This window comes from Rhodoferax bucti (genome assembly GCF_005876985.1).
Classification (GTDB): domain Bacteria; phylum Pseudomonadota; class Gammaproteobacteria; order Burkholderiales; family Burkholderiaceae_C; genus Allorhodoferax; species Allorhodoferax bucti.
The window spans coordinates 803,120-820,391 of record NZ_VAHD01000002.1 but is presented as its reverse complement, the minus strand read 5'-3'; the positions used below and the strand labels follow the sequence as shown (position 1 = coordinate 820,391).

The window sequence follows — 17,272 nt, the reverse complement described above, 5'->3', positions numbered from 1 at the left end:
AGCAGGGGGCGCACGCCCGGTCATTCCAACGCCGGCAACGCTGCCACCGTGAAATTCGGGTAACGTCTTGGCATGGACATCCAAGACAAACTCCAAGCCCTGCTCAACCAGCTTAACACGGTGATTGTGGGCAAACCCGACCAGATCCGCGACTGCGTAGCCTGCTTGCTGGCCGGTGGCCACCTGCTGATTGACGACGTGCCCGGCGTGGGCAAAACCACCTTGGCCCACGCGCTGTCGCGCACCTTCGGCTTGCAGTTTTCGCGGGTGCAGTTCACCTCCGACCTGATGCCCAGTGACCTGACCGGCGTCTCGGTGTACGAGCGCGGCAAAGAGGCTTTTGTGTTCCACCCCGGCCCCTTGTTTGCGCAAGTGTTGCTGGCGGACGAAATCAACCGCGCCAGCCCCAAGACCCAGAGTGCTTTGCTCGAAGCCATGGAAGAAAAGCAGGTCACCGTCGAAGGCGAAACCCGCGCTCTGCCCCGCCCCTTCTTTGTGATCGCCACCCAAAACCCTTTGGACCAGCTCGGCACCTACGCGCTGCCGGAATCCCAGCTGGACCGCTTTTTGATGCGCATCTCTCTGGGCTACCCGGACCGCGCGGCTGAGCGCGCCTTGCTCGCAGGCGAGGACCGCCGTGCCATGGTGGACCACCTGCCCAGCCTGCTGCAGGGAGATGAGCTGGATCGCCTGCAGCAGGCGGTGCAAGCCGTGCATGCAGCCGACCCTCTGCTGGACTATGTGCAAGACCTGATCACCGCGACCCGCAGCGGCCGCTGGTTCCTGCAAGGCCTGTCGCCCCGCGCCGGTATTGCGTTGCTGCGAGCCGCCAAAGCCCAGGCCCTGATCAGCGGCCGGGACTACGTGGCCCCCGACGATGTGCAGGCCGTGCTGCCGCAAACCATTGCGCACCGCTTGATCCCGGTGGGTGACGCGGGGCGCGGTGCCGAGGAGCAAGTACGCGCCATGTTGCAAGCGGTTCCGTTACCCTGATGGCGCCCCCCCGAAGCGCCGTTGGCGCCTCCCCCCCGGGGGGGCGCACCCTGTGGACCGGCGAAGCTGGTTCCACGGGTGCCCTGACGTGGAATCCGGTCACCCTCGTGCGGCGGCGCTTTCAAGCCTGGTGGCAAGCGCGCTTGCCGCTCAAAGACAGCACCACCCTCACCCAGCGCAATGTGTACATTCTGCCCACGCGGCCGGGTTTCATGCTGGGGCTTACGCTGCTGGTGCTGCTGGTGGCCAGCATCAACTACCAGCTCAATCTGGGTTACCTGCTGACCTTCATGCTGACCGGTGCGGCCATCATCGGCGTGCATGTGTGCCACGGAACACTCAGCGGCCTCACTATGCATTTGATAGCGCCTGACGCACATTTCGCGGGCGCCAGCGTGCCATTGGGCATACAACTCAACAACCCGTCCAAACGCAACCGTTACGGCATCGGCCTGGCCGTGCTGGGCAGCGGGCACTGGAGCTGGACCGACGTGGGCCCGCAAGGCAGCGCCAAGGTGCAGATCAGCTTTCCCGCCACCGCGCGCGGCCTGCAGCCCCTGCCGGCCCTGACCGCAGAAACCCGCTTTCCACTGGGCACCTTCCGGGTCTGGACCGTGTGGCGCCCGGCCTCCAAGGTGCTGGTGTACCCCGCGCCGGAATTGAACCCGCCTCCTCTACCGCCGGGCGAACCCCGCAGCGGCGGTGCCCCAACAGCGCAGCGCCACGCCACCGGCGAGTTCGATGGTGTACGTGCCTACCGCCGCGGCGATCCGCTCAAACTGGTGGTCTGGAAAAAGGCCGCCAAGAGCGACGAACTGGTCAGCCGTGACGCCCAACAAGCCCAGCGACTGGAGCTGTGGCTGGACTTGGGCACTGTGGAAAACCAGCTACGCAGCCGGGTGGCCGGTGCCGCACGGGAGCTGGCCCTCTCGCGCCTGTGTGCCTGGGTGCTGCAAGCCGAGACCCGTGGCCTGCGCTACGGCTTGCGTTTGGGCTCGCACGAGCTGGCGCCCGATAGCGGCCCGGCCCACCAAAAGAACTGCCTGCAAGCCCTGGCGCTGGCCTGAGCCCACCGAACCCCGACCACCGCCATGCTGCAACGCCTTCAAACCCTGCCCCGTGAAGCCCGTGACACCCTGTTTCTGCTGGGGGTGATCGCCTGGGTCATCCTGCCGCAGCTGGACCGCCTGCCCTGGTGGTGCAGCGCGATGGCAGGGGCCGTCCTTGTATGGCGCGGCGTGCTGGCTTGGGGCAGCCGCTCCCTGCCTTCGCGCTGGTGGCTGTTGGCGTTGCTGGCTCTGGCTACAGCCGGCACCTGGTTCAGCTACCGCACCCTGCTCGGGCGGGATGCCGGGGTCACCTTTATCGTAGTGCTGCTGGCACTCAAAACCCTGGAGATGCGGGCAAGGCGCGATGCCTTCGTCATCTTCTTTCTGGGCTTTTTCACCATGCTCAGTAACTTCTTTTTCTCGCAAAGCCTGCTGACCGCCGGGGCCATGGTGATTGCCTTACTGGGCCTGCTGACGGCGCTGGTCAACAACCACATGCCGGTGGGGCGCCCGCCCCTGATGCAAGCCGCACGCATGGCGGGGTGGATGGCACTGGCCGGCGCCCCTATCATGGCGGCGCTGTTCATGCTGTTCCCCCGCATCGCTCCGCTCTGGGGCTTGCCGGGCGACGCCATGAGCGGACGCAGCGGCCTCTCCGGCCAGATGCAGGTGGGCACGATTGCCAGCCTGGCGTTGGACGACAGCATTGCCATGCGTGTCAAGTTCGAAGGCCCGCCGCCGCCCCAGGATCAGATGTATTTCCGTGGCCCGGTGCTCTCCACCTTTGACGGACGCGAATGGAAACCCCTGCGCTCAGCTTTCCCCACCCGCGCACAACTGCAGCCCGAACTCGCGGTGCGCGGCAACCCGGTGAGCTACCAAGTCACCCTCGCGGCCAACAATCGCCCTTGGCTTATGGTGTTGGATGCCACGCCACAAGCGCCTGAGATCGTGGGCTATAGCGTGAGCATGGGGCCGGACCTGCAATGGCAAGCCGACCAGCCGATCGCTGATCTGGTGCGCTACCGCGCCACCAGCTACCCCGACTTCCGGCATGGCCCCAGCCGCTTGGCCGTGGGCCTGCAGGATTACGTCGACCTGCCCCCGGGCTTCAACCCCCGCACCTTGCAGCTCGCCGCTGACCTGCGCAGTCAGCCGGAGCTGGCAACCGCCGGCGCCCAAACCGTCGTCGATGCCGTGATGAACAAGCTGCGCACCGGGGGCTACGAATACACCCTGGAACCGGGCGTCTATGGCACCCACACGGCCGACGAGTTCTGGTTCGACCGCAAGGCCGGTTTCTGCGAACACATTGCGTCCAGCTTTGTCCTGTTGATGCGCGCGCTGGATGTACCTGCCCGTGTGGTCACCGGTTATCAGGGTGGGCAAGTCAACACAGTGGATAGCTTCTGGACCGTGCGGCAAAGCGATGCCCACGCCTGGGCCGAGGTCTGGATGGCCGGCCGCGGCTGGGTGCGAGTGGACCCGACATCGGCCGTCTCGCCAGGCCGGGTGGGTATTGGCAGCTACACCCGCTTGCAGCCCCAACCCAATGTGTTTACCCAAGCCCTCAACACCGTGAGCCCCGGCTTCTCGGTGAACCTGCGTGCGCTCTGGGAAGCCACCAACAACCGTTGGAACCAGTGGGTGCTGAACTACAGCCAGGCCAAGCAAATGGATTTGCTGCGCAACATCGGCTTCAGCGCGCCGGACTGGCAAGACCTGAGCACCGTGTTGATTGGCCTGATCGTCACTGCCAGCCTGGCGGGCGCAGGCTGGAACTGGTGGGAGCGCCAGCGCCAGGACCCTTGGTTGCGCCTGCTGCACCACGCCCGCAAGCAACTGCGCGAAGGCGGTGTGGCCGTGCCCGACGATGCCACGCCCCGCGCCCTGGCCACGCTGCTGCACAGTGCGCCGCACGCCACGCCGCAAGGGAAGGATTGGCTGCTGCGGCTCGAAGCCTGGCGCTACGCCAAATCCGGCGCCCATCAGGCCACGCTGCGCCAACTGCGAGGCGAACTACGCACACTGCGCTGGTTCACCCCCTGAGCGATTCGAGGCCACAGCTCAGGATGCGGGCGTAGCAACCGGCGCTTCGGCAGGCGCCACTACAGGCACTTCTTCCACGGGCTCCAGACTCTTGCCCAGCAAAAACGCCTGCAGCCAACCGTCGAGCTTTTGCAGGCCCATTTGCACCATGGCGCCATCCAGCGTTTTGCCACTGACCTTGAGCACACCCTTGTCGTACTCAAAAGCCGCCTGCACGCCATCGGGCACCTCAGTGGCGTAGCCGGTGGACATGGCAAACGCCCGTTGCTCCGGCGGCATCAGCTTGCCCTTGATGGTGAGCTGCCCGCTGGTCGATAGCTGGTGGGCCAAGGCCACCGCATCGCCCTGTGCGGGGGCGAGCGTCAGCAGCAGCTTGCCATCCAAGCTGCCTTCATTTCCACTACCCTGCAGCTTGGGAATGCCCATGCTGAAGCCCGAGGCCAGCAGCTTTTGGATCGCGGCACGCAGTTGCTGCTGTTCATCCGCCGTGGCGTTTTGCAGGCCGCAGCTCTCGCCAAACACCTTGCTGATGGTCTGCACACTGGCCGTGTGCACGCCCTTGACCTCGGCTTCCAGCACCAAATCCTTGAGGCTCTGCCCCATGAACTGCACACTGCGCACCGACTCGGTCACGCGGGAATCCAGCCGGTCCGCCCGCTCGCTGGTTTCGCTGGCCACACGCAAACCCTGCAGGGTCAGGTCGGCAGTGCTGACGCTCTCAATGTCCACGGCCATGCGGCCGGTGCCCACGGTGCGGTTGTTCAGGTCCAGCTGCAGCGCAATCTGCTTGGCCTCCAGTGCTTTGCCATGGCCGCGCAGCGCCATGCGCTCAAACATCCAATCAAACTGCAGCGAGGTTTTGCCCAACACCATGCGCCCCTTGGAGGGGGTGACCTGCAGGCTCTCGCCCTCGGCGTTCATCGTCAACTCAGGCAGCTGCATGTCGGTGCTCAGGGTGCCGTCATAGCCCGCACGCCCGGTGCCGGTGAGCTTGCTGCCGCCCAGCCATTGCGAGGCCGCGCCCACCGCCGCCCCGCCAGGGGTGGCCGACCACTCCAGCCGGGTCAAGCCTTGCAAATCAGGTACATGCCGTGCGCTGTATTCCAGGTGCATCACCACCGGGCCTTCCGGGTTGTCTGCGCACTGGTTGCGCCACTCCACGTCCAAAGCGCCCTTGGAGCTGAGCCACCCGGCCTCGTGCGCCAGATTGCGGATGCGCAATTCGCCTTGGCCGTGGGTAGCAGCCAGGGCTTGCAGTTCGGCCACCAGCGTGCGGGAGCTGTACCACGGCACAGCAAGAGCACCCGCCGTCAACACCAAGGCGCAGCCTGCCAGCGCGATACGAACTTTGGGAGAGAGGCTCATAAATTAATTTAGTTATTTAAAACAAATGGCGTGAATTTTGCAAAATTTTAGCAAACCGGCATGCAGACAATGCGCCCCACCACGCCAACGAAGCACGCCCCAGTGGCTACACTGCCAGTCATGCCTCCATGCCAGCAGACAGCCCGATCAACCCCCTTACACCCCGCTTCTGTGTCTTTGAAAAAAATCGTTGTTACTCTTGTTTTGATAGCAGCTTGCGCACATTCCATGGGCGCTACAGGCAAAAAACACCATAAATCGAAGCCTGCCTCAAAGACGGCTGCCGTTGCAGCTGAGGGCGCGCCTTATGGCGAACGTGCCGATGTCATGCGCATCGCAGACGACATCGCCCAGCGCCGCGACCTGCCCGCTGTGTGGGTGCGCGACACCTTGAGCAAAGCACGCATGGTGCCCTCAGTGGTGCGGGCGATCACCCCGCCTGCGGTGGGCACCCCCAAAAACTGGGCGCTGTACCGCAGCCGCTTTGTGGAGCCCATCCGCATCAAAGCGGGCGTGAAATTCTGGCTGGCCAACCGGGATACCTTGGCCCGCGCAGAAGTGCAAACCGGTGTACCGGCCAGCATCATCGTCGGCATCATCGGCGTGGAGACTATCTACGGCCAACAGCTTGGCAACTACCGGGTGATCGATGCGTTGACGACGCTGAGCCTGGACTTCCCCGATGCCCACCCGCGCAAGGCAGATCGGGCCGCCTACTTTTTGACCGAGCTGGAAGCCTATCTCAGCCTGACCCACCGCACCGGCACCGACCCCATGGCCTTGCGCGGGAGCTATGCGGGCGCCATGGGTTGGCCGCAGTTCATGCCATCAAGCTGGGCCAAGTACGGCATCGACTTTGATGCAGACAGCCGGGTCGACCTGTTTCACAGCCAGGCCGATGTGATCGGGTCGGTGGCCAATTACTTTCAGGCCTTCAAGTGGAAGCCGGGCATGCCCACCCACTATCCGGTGCAGTTCGACATGGCCCGCCTAGACCGCGCGGCCCTGATGGCACCGGACATCCTGCCCACCTTCAGCCCTGCCACCATGCAAGACAAGGGCGTGCTGCTGGACGCTGCTGGCCAGGTCCACAACGGCCCGCTGGCCCTGATCGAACTGCAAAACGGTGCGGAGCCCCCGACCTATGTGGCCGGCACCGAGAACTTCTACGCCATCACCCGCTACAACTGGAGCAGCTACTACGCCATGGCAGTGATTGACCTGGGACAGGCTGTGGCCCAAGCGGTACAAGCCCAGACAGGCGTGCCAAAATAAGCCATGGCCACCGCCCCCACCACCGCACTGGACAACACGGACGAGCATTCCACCACCGCGCTCTACCGTGCGGCCATCGGTGACATCAGCAACGGCTACTACCTGCCCCGCTTTACCCGTTTTGAGGCGGCTGACCGCCCCGGCCTGAGCTGGAACTGGGCGGCTGCGCTCAACACCCTGAATTGGCTGATGTTCCGCCAGTTGTGGCACGCCGCGCTGGTGTACAGCGGCAGCATCGTGGCCTTGGCGTTGCTGCTGTTCGGTATCGGAAAGTTGGTGTTTCAGTTCTCGGAAGGCACGCAGTGGGGCCTGCTGGCAGCCTTGGTTGGCTTGGCTTTTGTGGTGCCGGGTTTGGGGGGCAATGCCCTGTACTACCTGGCGACCCGGCAGCGGGTCCAAAACGCGCTCGCCAAAAACCAAACTGTGCCCGAAGCCTGTGCCCAGCTAACCCAAGAAGCCAGTACCCGCAAAGGCCTGATCATTCTGGCCGCCTGCAACGCCGTGGCACTGGCCGTGGGCGCCCAGTCGTATGCCATGTTTTCCGGCTTTGAGCCGCTCCCGGCCGGAACACCGGTCGCCGTGAGCCCGGCGCCGGAAGCGCGCAATGTCGCCAGTGGACGGGCCGTGGATGCGACTACCGTAGAAACCACCAAGCCAACGGTATCCACAGCCCCTGCTCCTGTGGCCTCTGCGGCCGTAGCTGCCGCTTCCGCAGCTAGCAATTCCCGCCAAGCAGCATCCAGCGCAGTGGCGGCAACAGCAGCAAGTGCTGCGGCATCTGCCCCCGCAGCAAAAGCCCCCCCAATTGCCCCTTCCGCCAGTGCTTCGACAGCTGCAGCGCCCAAGGCGGCAACCACAGCAAGTGCACCCACCTCCGCGCCACAAGCCAAAGCATCTGCGCCTGCGGCCTCCGCAGCCCAAAAACCTGCCAGCGCCAGCACTCCAACACGCCCAGCAGCGCAAGCGGTTGTGGCACCGACCACTCCCGCCGCTAGCAGTGCCCCGAAAGCATCTGCCAAAGCAACACCTGACAAACCCTCTGCCACAAAGGCCGATCCAGTTCCGACACCTCTGCGTTCTGCCGCTGCAGCGAATGCTGCCCGCGAAGTGGCTGCCGCTCTCGGTCAATCAGCACCGGCGGTACAGGCCACGCCACGTGCAGCGGCTGCAGTTCCTGCGCCCGCAATCGCAATCAGTGGGCGTTTTGTCGTGAATGTGGGGCTCTTCGCTGACAGCAATAACGCGCGCAACGCCTTGGTCAAGCTGATGGATGCCGAATTGCCCGTGGTGAGCAAGGAAGTGCGCTTCCCTAAAGGCAACCGCACCCGCATCCAAGTGGGGCCGTTTGACACCTTGGCAGAGGCAGACGCCGCTGCCGACAAGGTACGCGCTTTGGAGTTGGAAGCCCGCGTCGCGCCGGCTCCCTGAGCCTTGGCTTAAAAACCGGCGGGGCCGGAGAACTGCTCTTGCAGTGCGTCAGACCAGTGCTGAATTTCTTCCGCGTTGACATGGAGAAATGCAAGGCACTCGGCACCGTGCAATTCCCATTCACGCAGCTCGCCGCCCTCCTCGTGTAAGGCGACCATGTGCTCTGCCAGCAGCGACATGGCCACCAACGTGCGCACGTTATGCGGAATTTGCTCATCCCGCAGCACCGTGAAGTCGTGGTGCAGACGCACCGCATGGGCCACCGTGGGCGGCAGGCGCCAGGTTTTGGCCACAATCGCGCCCACCACCGCATGGTCGGTGCGGTGGGCCGCGTTTTCTATCTCGATACTGGTTTTCTCCACCTGCGCCAGTGAATGCGCCAGCGTGGCCTCGTAGCCCTTGATGCCTTGCAGCATGACGGGAATACCCACATTGCAAAATAGACCACAGGTATGGGCCATGTCCGCATTCACCCCGTACATCTGCCGGGCGATGTAGCCCATCGCATAGGCACGCCGGGTAGACGTCTCCCAAAAGTGCTCCAGCAAACTGGACTTCACCTGTATCGTTTCACGCAACAAAAAGCCGGTGAGGATCGATACGGTTTGCGAAATGCCCAACAGCGCCACGGCCTCCGCCACCGTTGCGGCCTGGCGGGAGCGGGCATAAATCGGGCTGTTGGCCACCTTGATCAGCGCTGCCGCCATAGCCACGTCCCGTGAGGCGATTTTGGCAATCTTCGTGGGTTCAGGATCCTCACGGTTCACCTCCACCCGCAAATCCGACAGCAACGCCGGGCACGGTTGAATCACGATGTCTTTGAGCGGCCCCTCGGCTCTGGCGGTGTCAATTTCCCGATCAATGTCTGCGACGTGCATGTGTGCTCCTTGGTGCACACATTATGCAAAGTCTGGTGACGCTTTCGGGGGGTGTATCGATGTTTATGACGCACCAAGCAAAAAGCCTTCTAGCATTACTGCTAGAAGGCTTTTGACATATCTAATGGTCGGTGTGAAAGGATTCGAACCTTCGACCCCTTGCACCCCATGCAAGTGCGCTACCAGGCTGCGCCACACACCGATCGAGCCTCAAATTATAACCCTATATTTCTGCTCAATCAGGCTGTCGCCATAAGAAGTTCACGAATATCGAGCAACTCTTTTTTAATAGCGTGTAACTCCATGACCGCCATCTCTTCATCGGGAACATCGCCCGGCTCATCAAATCCATCCATTTCGGAATCGTGGATTTCCAACACTTCCATGCCGTCCAACTGCACCTCGCCACTGCGTTTTTTATCCCGCTCGACCTGCAGCAACTCCTGCATCTTGTTGCGTGCACCGCTGATAGTGAAGCCTTGGTCGTACAGCAAATCGCGGATACGCCGAATCATGAGCACCTCATGGTGCTGGTAATAGCGGCGATTGCCCCGCCGCTTCATCGGGCGTAGCTGCGTGAATTCCTGCTCCCAATAACGTAGCACATGCGGTTTGACACCGCATAAATCACCAACCTCTCCGATGGTGAAGTAGCGTTTTGCGGGGATGGGAGGAAGCGTTTTCTCCATTGAAATCAATGCTGTACGAGACAAAGCGTAGAGGTTACTCTAAGTTTTGCCCGCACGCAAAGATTCCTTTACACACGGCTACAAATAAATCAGCCGCTGTGCTTTAGTTCACGATTCAGACTTGCCGTCGTCCTGAATCTGCTCTTTGAGCTTGTGGCTGGCGTGGAAAGTCACCACCCGCCGGGCCTGGATAGGAATGGCCTCACCGGTGCGGGGGTTTCGCCCCGGCCGAGGCGCTTTGGTACGAATCTGAAAGTTGCCAAAACCGGAAATTTTCACGTCCGTGCCATCGACCAGACTGGTCGCAATCAGGTCGAAAAAGGCATCAATCATGTCCTTGGACTCGCGCTTATTCAGCCCGATCTGCTCAAACAACAGGTCAGAGAGCTGCGCCTTGGTTAACGCCGGAGTTTCCAGACTTTCAACAGAAAATTCCATGATTGAGCCCTTGTGCGTTTCAGCCATCAAGCGCGCTGACGGGCGCCCACCGACGCTACCAACTGATCGACCACGGCTTTCATCGCAGATTCGATCTGTTCCTCCGTCAATGTGGCTTCATCGCTATTGAGGGTCACACGCAGCGCAAGGCTGCGATCGGTGCTGCCCGCGCTGGCTTCAGCCTCTTTGGAGAGCTTGGGGCGGTACACGTCGAACAACTGTACGTCGCGCAACAAACCTTGGGTAGGCGCGGCGCGCACAGCGGCGATCAAATCGGCATGGGTGACCTGGTCGCCCACGACCACCGCCACATCACGCTGGACAGCCTGGAACTTGGCAACGCTCTGGAAGACCGGTACTTGGCGTGCCAGCACCGCATCCAACTCCAGCTCAAACACCACCGGCGCGGTAGCCAGCTCGTAGGACTGGCGCCACTTGGGGTGCAGCTCGCCGACAAAGCCGATGGAGCGGCCGTGCAGTTTGACTTCGGCCGTGCGGCCGGGATGCAACGCAGGGTGTTGGCCCGGCACAAACTCGGGCTTCAACGGTGCGAGCAGGGCTTCCACATCACCTTTAACGTCAAAGAAATCCACGCCCTGCTCTTTGCGCCCCCATTGCAGCGCATCGGCACCGCCACTGGCCAAGCCAGAGACGCGCATAGGCTGGTCGAACCCTTCTACCGTGGTGTCGGTGCTCTTGATCTCGGGGTTGCGCAAGAAAACACGTCCGATCTCAAACACCCGGACCCGCGGTGCCTTGCGTGCCAAATTGAAACGCAAAACTTGTAGCAAAGAACCCAGCAGGGACGAGCGCATCACGCTCATTTGACTGGCAATCGGGTTCAACAGTTTGATAGGGTTGGGGTTGCCGGCGAGTTCGTGCTCCCAGCGCTCTTCCACAAAACTGAAGTTGATGGTTTCCTGATAGCCCAGCGCAGCCAGCGAGCGGCGCACCGCAAACGCACTGCGCTGATTCTCTTGGCGAATCTTGGCCGTGATAGGCGCTTGCGGCGGCGTGTGCGGCAGATTGTTGTAGCCGACCATACGGGCGACCTCTTCAATCAGGTCTTCTTCGATCTGCAGATCGAAGCGGAAGGACGGGGGGGTGACGGTGATCACCCCCTCAGACTCCTGCACCGGCAGCCCCAAGCGCCGCAATGCATCAGCACACTGAACTTGGGTCAGAGGCATTCCGATTACCTTGACTGCACGCGCAACACGCAACGAAACGGGTGTAACCGCAGGCAGATTCGCGATGAGGTCATCCACCGGACCACACTGGGTTTCAGGCGTGCCACAGATCTCGATGATCAATTGCGTGATGCGCTCAATGTGCTCCACCGTCAGCTGAGGATCCACGCCACGCTCAAAACGGTGACCGGCATCGGTCGAAAAATTGAAACGACGCGAACGGCCTGCAATCGATTTGGGCCACCAGAAAGCGGCCTCCACATAGATGTGACGTGTGTCGTCAGACACCGCAGTGGCGTCACCGCCCATGATGCCGGCAAGAGACTCCACGTGCTGCGCGTCAGCGATCACACCCACCTTGTCGTCCAGAGTGACGGTGTTGCCACTCAAGAGTTTGAGCTGCTCACCCGGTTTACCCCAGCGAACGTCCAAGCCACCATGAATTTTGTCCAAATCAAAAATATGGCTAGGGCGCCCCAACTCGAACATCACGTAATTGGAGATGTCCACCAGAGGGCTCACGCTGCGCTGGCCACAGCGTGCCAAACGGTCCACCATCCACTGGGGAGTGCTTGCCTTGGTGTTGACGTTGCGAATCACCCGGCCTGAGAAACGGCCACACAAATCCGGTGCACTGATGTTGACGGCCACTTTGTCTTGTGTCGCCACCGGCGCTGGCGTAAACACCGGCGACAACAGCGGAGAACCTGTGAGTGCAGACACTTCGCGGGCAACACCGTACACGCTCAGGCAATGGGCCAGATTGGGCGTGAGCTTCAAGGTGAACAGCGTATCGTCCAGGTCCAAATATTCACGGATGTTTTGACCCAAGGGCGCATCCAGGGGCAGCTCCATCAGGCCGCCATGGTCTTCCGACAACTTGAGCTCGCGCGCGGAGCACAGCATCCCTTGGCTTTCCACGCCGCGAAGCTTGCCGACTTTGATCAGGAAACGCTTGCCATCCTCACCGGGAGGCAATTCAGCACCCGACAAAGCACACGGAATACGGATGCCGACACGCGCATTGGGTGCGCCGCAGACGATGTTCAACAGCTCGGCTTGGCCCACATCGACCTTGCAGACGCGCAAGCGATCTGCATTGGGATGTTGCTCGGCTTCTTTGATCTCACCCACCACGATGTGGGTAAAGGGAGGCGCAACAGGCTTGAGCTCCTCAACCTCCAGCCCTGCCATGGTCAGGGTTTCAGCAAGTTGAGCGGTAGAAATAGCGGGGTTGCAGAAAGTGCGCAACCAGGATTCTGAGAATTGCATGTTCGGGATCGGCGTGGTTGTTGTTCTTGTGGATTACTGGAATTGCGACAGGAAGCGGACATCGCCGTCAAAGAACAGGCGCAAGTCATTCACGCCATAGCGCAACATGGTCAAACGGTCCGGCCCCATGCCGAAGGCAAAGCCGATGAATTTCTCGGGATCCAAGCCCATGTTGCGAATCACATTGGGGTGCACCTGGCCGGAGCCAGCCACTTCCAGCCAACGACCTGCCAACGGACCCGTCTGGAACTGGATGTCGATCTCCGCGCTGGGCTCGGTGAACGGGAAGAAGCTGGGGCGGAATCGCAACACCAGATCGTCCGATTCAAAGAAAGTGCGGCAAAAATCCGTGAAAACAAACTTCAAATCTTTGAAGCTGACGTTTTCGCCTACCCACAGGCCTTCACACTGGTGGAACATGGGCGAATGGGTAGCGTCACTATCCACACGGTAAGTGCGGCCGGGGGCGATCACGCGAATCTCAGGCATGTCTCCCGCGTACAGCCCCTCCAAAGAGGCACCAGCCGCAGCGCGGTGGGCCTTGACGTGCTGCACCGCATAGCGAATCTGCATCGGGCTGGTATGGGTGCGCAGCAAGTTAGGAGCAGCTTCTGAACCACCTTCCACATAGAAGGTGTCATGCATGGAGCGTGCGGGATGGTCTTCAGGTGTATTCAGCGCAGTGAAGTTGAACCAATCGGACTCGATTTCAGGGCCTTGGGCCACATCGAAGCCCATGGATCCGAAGAGCGCTTCGATGCGCTCAAGCGTCAGGGACACGGGGTGCAAACCACCCTGCCCGCGCTGGCGGCCGGGAAGCGTCACGTCCAAGGCTTCCGCCTGGAGTTGGACTTGCAATTCGGCATCGGCCAGGGCCTGACGACGATCGGTCAAGGCAGACTCGATAGCTTGCTTGGCCAAGTTGATAGCGGCACCGCGGGATTTTTTCTCCTCCACGCTGAGAGCGGCCATGCCTTTCATCAGCTCGGTGATCTTGCCGGACTTGCCCAGAAACAGGGCCTTGGCATTCTCCAGATCGGCGGGCGTAGCGGCCTGCAAAAAAGCGGCCTTGGCTGTGTCAACGATGTCGTTCAACTCGGTCATAAATAGGTACTTGACGATTCAAATCAATGAAAAAGGGCTAGTGCTTTTTCAAGCGCTAGCCCTTGTTTCTGGTGCGCGGAGTGCTACTGAATCAATAGCACCCTGCTGCGGACTCAAGCAGCCAGTTTGGCTTTCACTTGTTCCACAATGCCAGCAAAAGCAGCCATGTCGTGAATAGCGATATCGGACAGAACCTTACGGTCGATCTCGATATTGGCTTTCTTCAGACCATTGGCAAACTGGCTGTATGTCAGACCGCATTGACGGGCTGCCGCGTTGATACGGGCAATCCACAACTGACGGAACACACGTTTCTTGGTACGGCGGTCACGGTAGGCATATTGCCCAGCCTTCATTACCGCTTCTTTGGCGATACGGTAGACATTACCGCGGCGACCACGGAAACCCTTAGCAAGGGCCAGAACTTTTTTATGGCGGGCGCGAGCCGTTACACCACGTTTGACGCGAGGCATGTGATTACTCCTTGTACGTCGTTAATTAAATACCACGACCGGGCAGCATCTGTGCCATGTGACCCATGTTGGTCTCATGAACAGCTGCGGAACCGCGCAAGTGGCGTTTATTTTTAGTGGTCTTCTTGGTCAAGATGTGACGTTTGAAGGCTTGACCGCGCTTAACGGTACCACCTGGACGGACGCGGAAGCGTTTCTTCGCCGCGCTCTTGGTCTTCATTTTGGGCATGTAAATGCTCCTTTTCATTTGTGCTCGTGAGGCGTCTGGAAAACGACTTCCAGCCTTGTTGGCCCCGAGCCACTTGTGCAAAACCCGTTGCCGGGTTTGCTTTTTGCCAGTCGCCTTTCAGCGACTTGCGAACTCTGGGCAGGTGACCAGACCTGCCCAGAATACTTAGGCTGCAGCTTCCGCTGCAGGCTTTGGAGAGCCACCTGGCTTTTTACGGCCCGGCGCGATCATCATGATCATCTGACGGCCTTCCAGCTTGGGGAACTGCTCCACGATGATGGAGTCACCCAACTCGTCTCGCATGCGCTGGAGCATGGCCAAACCAATTTCCTGGTGGGTGATTTCACGACCACGAAAACGCAAAGTGATCTTGCACTTGTCGCCCTCCGCCAAGAAGCGGCGAATATTGCGCATCTTGATGTTGTAGTCGCCGTCATCCGTACCCGGACGGAACTTGATTTCTTTGATCTCAATGACCGTCTGCTTGGCTTTCGCTTCCGCCGCCTTTTTTTGCTCTTGGTACTTGAACTTGCCGTAGTCCATCAACCTGCACACGGGCGGGTTGGCAGTAGCGGCGATTTCAACCAAGTCAACATCCAGCTCACCCGCCATGCGGAGAGCTTCCATAAGGCTGACGACACCCAAAGGCTCGTTCTCAGGACCAGAGAGGCGCACCTCAGGGGCCATGATTTCACGGTTCAAACGGTGTTTACGTTCTTCGCGCTGGCGGCGGTCACGAAATTCAGTAGCGATGGCTCAATCCTTCACAATATCTGCTACACAAACTGTAGCGGTTGCCGCACAGCGCGCGCCGTCAAACCGGTATTTCCTTGGGGAGACCTCAGGAAGACTTGTTGGCAATGTCCGTGGTGATGCGCTCAATGAACGACTCCAGGGGCATTGCACCGAGGTCTTGACCACCCCGGGCACGCACTGCGACAGCGCCTGCTGCCATCTCTTTGTCACCAATAACAACTAGATACGGCAGCTTCTGCATCGAATGCTCACGTATTTTATAGGTTATTTTTTCATTGCGCAGGTCTAAATTCACCCTAAGCCCTTGATTTTGCAGCGTTTTAGCGACGCTTCGGGCGTATTCCGCTTGCGCATCAGTGATGTTGAGCACCGCCACTTGCACTGGAGCGAGCCATGCAGGCAAGGCGCCAGCGCTTTCTTCGATCAAGATGCCGATGAAGCGCTCCAAGCTACCGACGATGGCCCGGTGCAACATGATCGGGCGGTGGCGCGCACCATCTTCACCCACGAACTCTGCATCCAGGCGCTCGGGCAAGTTGGGATCCACCTGGATAGTGCCGCACTGCCAAGGACGACCCAAGGCGTCCTTGAGTGTGTACTCGATCTTGGGGCCGTAGAAAGCGCCCTCGCCCGGCAAGTATTCGAAATCGCAGCCCGAAGCCCGCAAGCCCTCAGCCAACGCATTTTCTGCACGGTCCCAGCTTTCTTCAGTGCCGATGCGCTTTTCTGGCCGGGTAGACAGCTTGTAAATAATGTTGGTGAAGCCGAAATCTTTGTAGACCTTTTGCAGCAACGTGGTGAAGGCCACCACTTCGGACTGAATCTGATCTTCCGTACAGAAGATGTGGCCATCGTCTTGGGTAAACGCACGCACGCGCATGATGCCGTGCAGACCGCCCGAGGGCTCATTGCGGTGGCACGCTCCAAACTCGCCGAAGCGCAACGGCAAATCCCGGTAGCTCTTGATGCCGTGTTTGTAGATCAGGATGTGGCCGGGGCAGTTCATCGGCTTGAGTGCGTAGTCGCGCTTTTCCGACTCGGTAATGAACATGTTTTCACGGTACTTGTCCCAGTGGCCGGTTTTCTCCCACAGGCTCTTGTCAATAATTTGGGGGCCCTTGACCTCAAGGTAACCGTTGTCCTGGTACACCTTGCGCATGTACTGCTCCACCCCTTGCCAAAGTGTCCAGCCCTTGGGGTGCCAGAAGACAGTACCGGGGGAATGCTCGTCAATGTGGAACAGATCGAGTTCGCGACCCAGCTTGCGATGGTCACGTTTCTCCGCCTCTTCCAGCATGGTCAGGTGCTGCTGCAATTCGTCCTTGGTAGCCCAAGCAGTGCCGTAAATACGCTGCAGCATTTCATTCCGGTGGTCTCCACGCCAGTAGGCACCCGCCACCTTCATGAGTTTGAAATGCTTGAGCTTGCCGGTGCTGGGCACGTGCGGGCCACGGCACAGATCTTCAAACTTGCCTTCGCGGTACAGCGACACGTCTTCATTGGACGGAATGCTGGCAATAATTTCCGCCTTGTACTGCTCACCCAAGCTCTTGAAATACGCCACCGCTTCATCACGCGGCAAGACTCGGCGCACTACCGGCTCGTCTTTGTTCGCTAGCTCCGTCATTTTCTTTTCGATTGCCGCCAGATCTTCCGGAGTGAAGGGGCGCTTGTACGAGAAGTCGTAAAAGAAGCCGTGCTCAATCACAGGACCAATGGTGACCTGCGCATCCGGAAACAACTCTTTCACCGCATACGCCAGCAAGTGGGCCGTGGAATGACGGATCACCTCAAGACCATCGGCATCCTTGGCGGTGATGATGGACAGCGCACTGTCTACCGCCATCTGGAAGCTGGTATCCACCACCTTGCCATCTACCTTGCCTGCCAGTGCCGCCTTGGCCAAGCCGGCACCAATAGAAGCCGCCACTTCGGCCACCGTAACCGGGCCGGGAAATTCACGTTTGGAACCGTCAGGGAGTGTGATGTTGATCATGGTGATTGCAGGAAAAAAGAGTGTCTGGAAAAGCAAAAAGCGCGGAAGGGTCCGCGCTTTACTATGATTTTGGTAGCTGGCTGCGCAA

The 17,272-nt window shown here is 60.3% G+C and carries 15 protein-coding genes and 1 tRNA gene; 5 read left to right on the top strand and 11 right to left on the bottom strand.

Annotated features, from left to right (window positions below; all coding sequences use genetic code 11):
* Positions 1–72 precede the first annotated feature (72 nt).
* The 3 genes from FDM28_RS10470 to FDM28_RS10460 are packed head-to-tail and all read left to right on the top strand — an operon-like array spanning position 73 to position 4,091.
* Positions 73–993, top strand: a complete 921-nt coding sequence (locus tag FDM28_RS10470; protein ID WP_138515078.1) for an AAA family ATPase — start codon at positions 73–75, stop codon at positions 991–993.
* Positions 993–2,060, top strand: a complete 1,068-nt coding sequence (locus FDM28_RS10465; protein WP_138515077.1) for a DUF58 domain-containing protein — start codon at positions 993–995, stop codon at positions 2,058–2,060. Before FDM28_RS10470 ends, FDM28_RS10465 begins: the two co-directional genes overlap by 1 nt.
* Before the next feature lie 24 nt (positions 2,061–2,084).
* Positions 2,085–4,091 carry a transglutaminase TgpA family protein gene (locus FDM28_RS10460; protein WP_138515076.1) on the top strand — a complete coding sequence of 669 codons (2,007 nt, stop codon included), beginning with the start codon at positions 2,085–2,087 and terminating at the stop codon, positions 4,089–4,091.
* Between the two features lie 18 nt (positions 4,092–4,109).
* Here the strand turns inward: FDM28_RS10460 and FDM28_RS10455 are convergent, their stop codons facing one another.
* On the bottom strand, positions 4,110–5,456 hold the full coding sequence (locus FDM28_RS10455; RefSeq protein WP_138515075.1) for a DUF945 family protein: 1,347 nt from the start codon (positions 5,454–5,456) through the stop codon (positions 4,110–4,112).
* A 228-nt stretch (positions 5,457–5,684) separates the two neighbouring features.
* Here FDM28_RS10455 and mltB point away from each other — a divergent pair, with 228 nt between their 5' ends.
* Both mltB and FDM28_RS10445 read left to right on the top strand, forming a co-directional pair.
* A complete protein-coding gene (gene mltB / locus FDM28_RS10450; RefSeq protein ID WP_206021959.1) occupies positions 5,685–6,731 on the top strand; it encodes a lytic murein transglycosylase B in 1,047 nt (348 codons plus the stop codon).
* A 3-nt stretch (positions 6,732–6,734) separates the two neighbouring features.
* Positions 6,735–8,159 (top strand): SPOR domain-containing protein, encoded by a 1,425-nt coding sequence (locus tag FDM28_RS10445; protein WP_138515074.1) that lies wholly within the window; start codon positions 6,735–6,737, stop codon positions 8,157–8,159.
* A gap of 8 nt (positions 8,160–8,167) precedes the next feature.
* Here the strand turns inward: FDM28_RS10445 and FDM28_RS10440 are convergent, their stop codons facing one another.
* The 10 genes from FDM28_RS10440 to thrS form a co-directional block, all read right to left on the bottom strand.
* Complete coding sequence (locus tag FDM28_RS10440; RefSeq protein WP_138515073.1) at positions 8,168–9,037, bottom strand: HDOD domain-containing protein; 870 nt, start codon at positions 9,035–9,037, stop codon at positions 8,168–8,170.
* Between the two features lie 125 nt (positions 9,038–9,162).
* Positions 9,163–9,239, bottom strand: a tRNA-Pro gene (locus tag FDM28_RS10435).
* Between the two features lie 37 nt (positions 9,240–9,276).
* Entirely contained in the window at positions 9,277–9,726 is a 450-nt protein-coding gene (locus FDM28_RS10430; protein WP_138515072.1) for a MerR family transcriptional regulator, read from the bottom strand.
* A 108-nt stretch (positions 9,727–9,834) separates the two neighbouring features.
* Positions 9,835–10,164 carry an integration host factor subunit alpha gene (locus tag FDM28_RS10425; protein ID WP_138515071.1) on the bottom strand — a complete coding sequence of 110 codons (330 nt, stop codon included), beginning with the start codon at positions 10,162–10,164 and terminating at the stop codon, positions 9,835–9,837.
* Positions 10,165–10,190: 26 nt separating this feature from the next.
* Positions 10,191–12,626: a phenylalanine--tRNA ligase subunit beta gene (gene pheT, locus FDM28_RS10420; protein ID WP_138515070.1), complete on the bottom strand. Its 2,436-nt coding sequence runs from the start codon at positions 12,624–12,626 to the stop codon at positions 10,191–10,193.
* A 33-nt stretch (positions 12,627–12,659) separates the two neighbouring features.
* Positions 12,660–13,730 (bottom strand): phenylalanine--tRNA ligase subunit alpha, encoded by a 1,071-nt coding sequence (pheS, locus tag FDM28_RS10415; protein WP_138515069.1) that lies wholly within the window; start codon positions 13,728–13,730, stop codon positions 12,660–12,662.
* Between the two features lie 113 nt (positions 13,731–13,843).
* Complete coding sequence (rplT, locus tag FDM28_RS10410; protein WP_138515068.1) at positions 13,844–14,203, bottom strand: 50S ribosomal protein L20; 360 nt, start codon at positions 14,201–14,203, stop codon at positions 13,844–13,846.
* Between the two features lie 25 nt (positions 14,204–14,228).
* On the bottom strand, positions 14,229–14,432 hold the full coding sequence (rpmI, locus tag FDM28_RS10405; protein ID WP_087497166.1) for a 50S ribosomal protein L35: 204 nt from the start codon (positions 14,430–14,432) through the stop codon (positions 14,229–14,231).
* 165 nt (positions 14,433–14,597) lie between these two features.
* A complete protein-coding gene (infC, locus tag FDM28_RS10400) occupies positions 14,598–15,185 on the bottom strand; it encodes a translation initiation factor IF-3 (RefSeq protein WP_138515067.1) in 588 nt (195 codons plus the stop codon).
* A gap of 88 nt (positions 15,186–15,273) precedes the next feature.
* Positions 15,274–17,184, bottom strand: coding sequence for a threonine--tRNA ligase (gene thrS, locus FDM28_RS10395; protein WP_138515066.1), 1,911 nt, complete (start codon positions 17,182–17,184; stop codon positions 15,274–15,276).
* Between the last annotated feature and the right edge of the window lie 88 nt (positions 17,185–17,272).

What these genes read in the sequence shown, in the direction of transcription:
- FDM28_RS10470 (WP_138515078.1), top strand. Translation starts at nt 73, where the DNA reads ATGGACATCCAAGACAAACTCCAAGCCCTGCTCAACCAGCTTAACACG.
- FDM28_RS10465 (WP_138515077.1), top strand. Translation starts at nt 993, where the DNA reads ATGGCGCCCCCCCGAAGCGCCGTTGGCGCCTCCCCCCCGGGGGGGCGC.
- FDM28_RS10460 (WP_138515076.1), top strand. Translation starts at nt 2,085, where the DNA reads ATGCTGCAACGCCTTCAAACCCTGCCCCGTGAAGCCCGTGACACCCTG.
- FDM28_RS10455 (WP_138515075.1), bottom strand. Translation starts at nt 5,456, where the DNA reads ATGAGCCTCTCTCCCAAAGTTCGTATCGCGCTGGCAGGCTGCGCCTTG.
- mltB (WP_206021959.1), top strand. Translation starts at nt 5,685, where the DNA reads ATGGGCGCTACAGGCAAAAAACACCATAAATCGAAGCCTGCCTCAAAG.
- FDM28_RS10445 (WP_138515074.1), top strand. Translation starts at nt 6,735, where the DNA reads ATGGCCACCGCCCCCACCACCGCACTGGACAACACGGACGAGCATTCC.
- FDM28_RS10440 (WP_138515073.1), bottom strand. Translation starts at nt 9,037, where the DNA reads ATGCACGTCGCAGACATTGATCGGGAAATTGACACCGCCAGAGCCGAG.
- FDM28_RS10430 (WP_138515072.1), bottom strand. Translation starts at nt 9,726, where the DNA reads ATGGAGAAAACGCTTCCTCCCATCCCCGCAAAACGCTACTTCACCATC.
- FDM28_RS10425 (WP_138515071.1), bottom strand. Translation starts at nt 10,164, where the DNA reads ATGGAATTTTCTGTTGAAAGTCTGGAAACTCCGGCGTTAACCAAGGCG.
- pheT (WP_138515070.1), bottom strand. Translation starts at nt 12,626, where the DNA reads ATGCAATTCTCAGAATCCTGGTTGCGCACTTTCTGCAACCCCGCTATT.
- pheS (WP_138515069.1), bottom strand. Translation starts at nt 13,730, where the DNA reads ATGACCGAGTTGAACGACATCGTTGACACAGCCAAGGCCGCTTTTTTG.
- rplT (WP_138515068.1), bottom strand. Translation starts at nt 14,203, where the DNA reads ATGCCTCGCGTCAAACGTGGTGTAACGGCTCGCGCCCGCCATAAAAAA.
- rpmI (WP_087497166.1), bottom strand. Translation starts at nt 14,432, where the DNA reads ATGCCCAAAATGAAGACCAAGAGCGCGGCGAAGAAACGCTTCCGCGTC.
- thrS (WP_138515066.1), bottom strand. Translation starts at nt 17,184, where the DNA reads ATGATCAACATCACACTCCCTGACGGTTCCAAACGTGAATTTCCCGGC.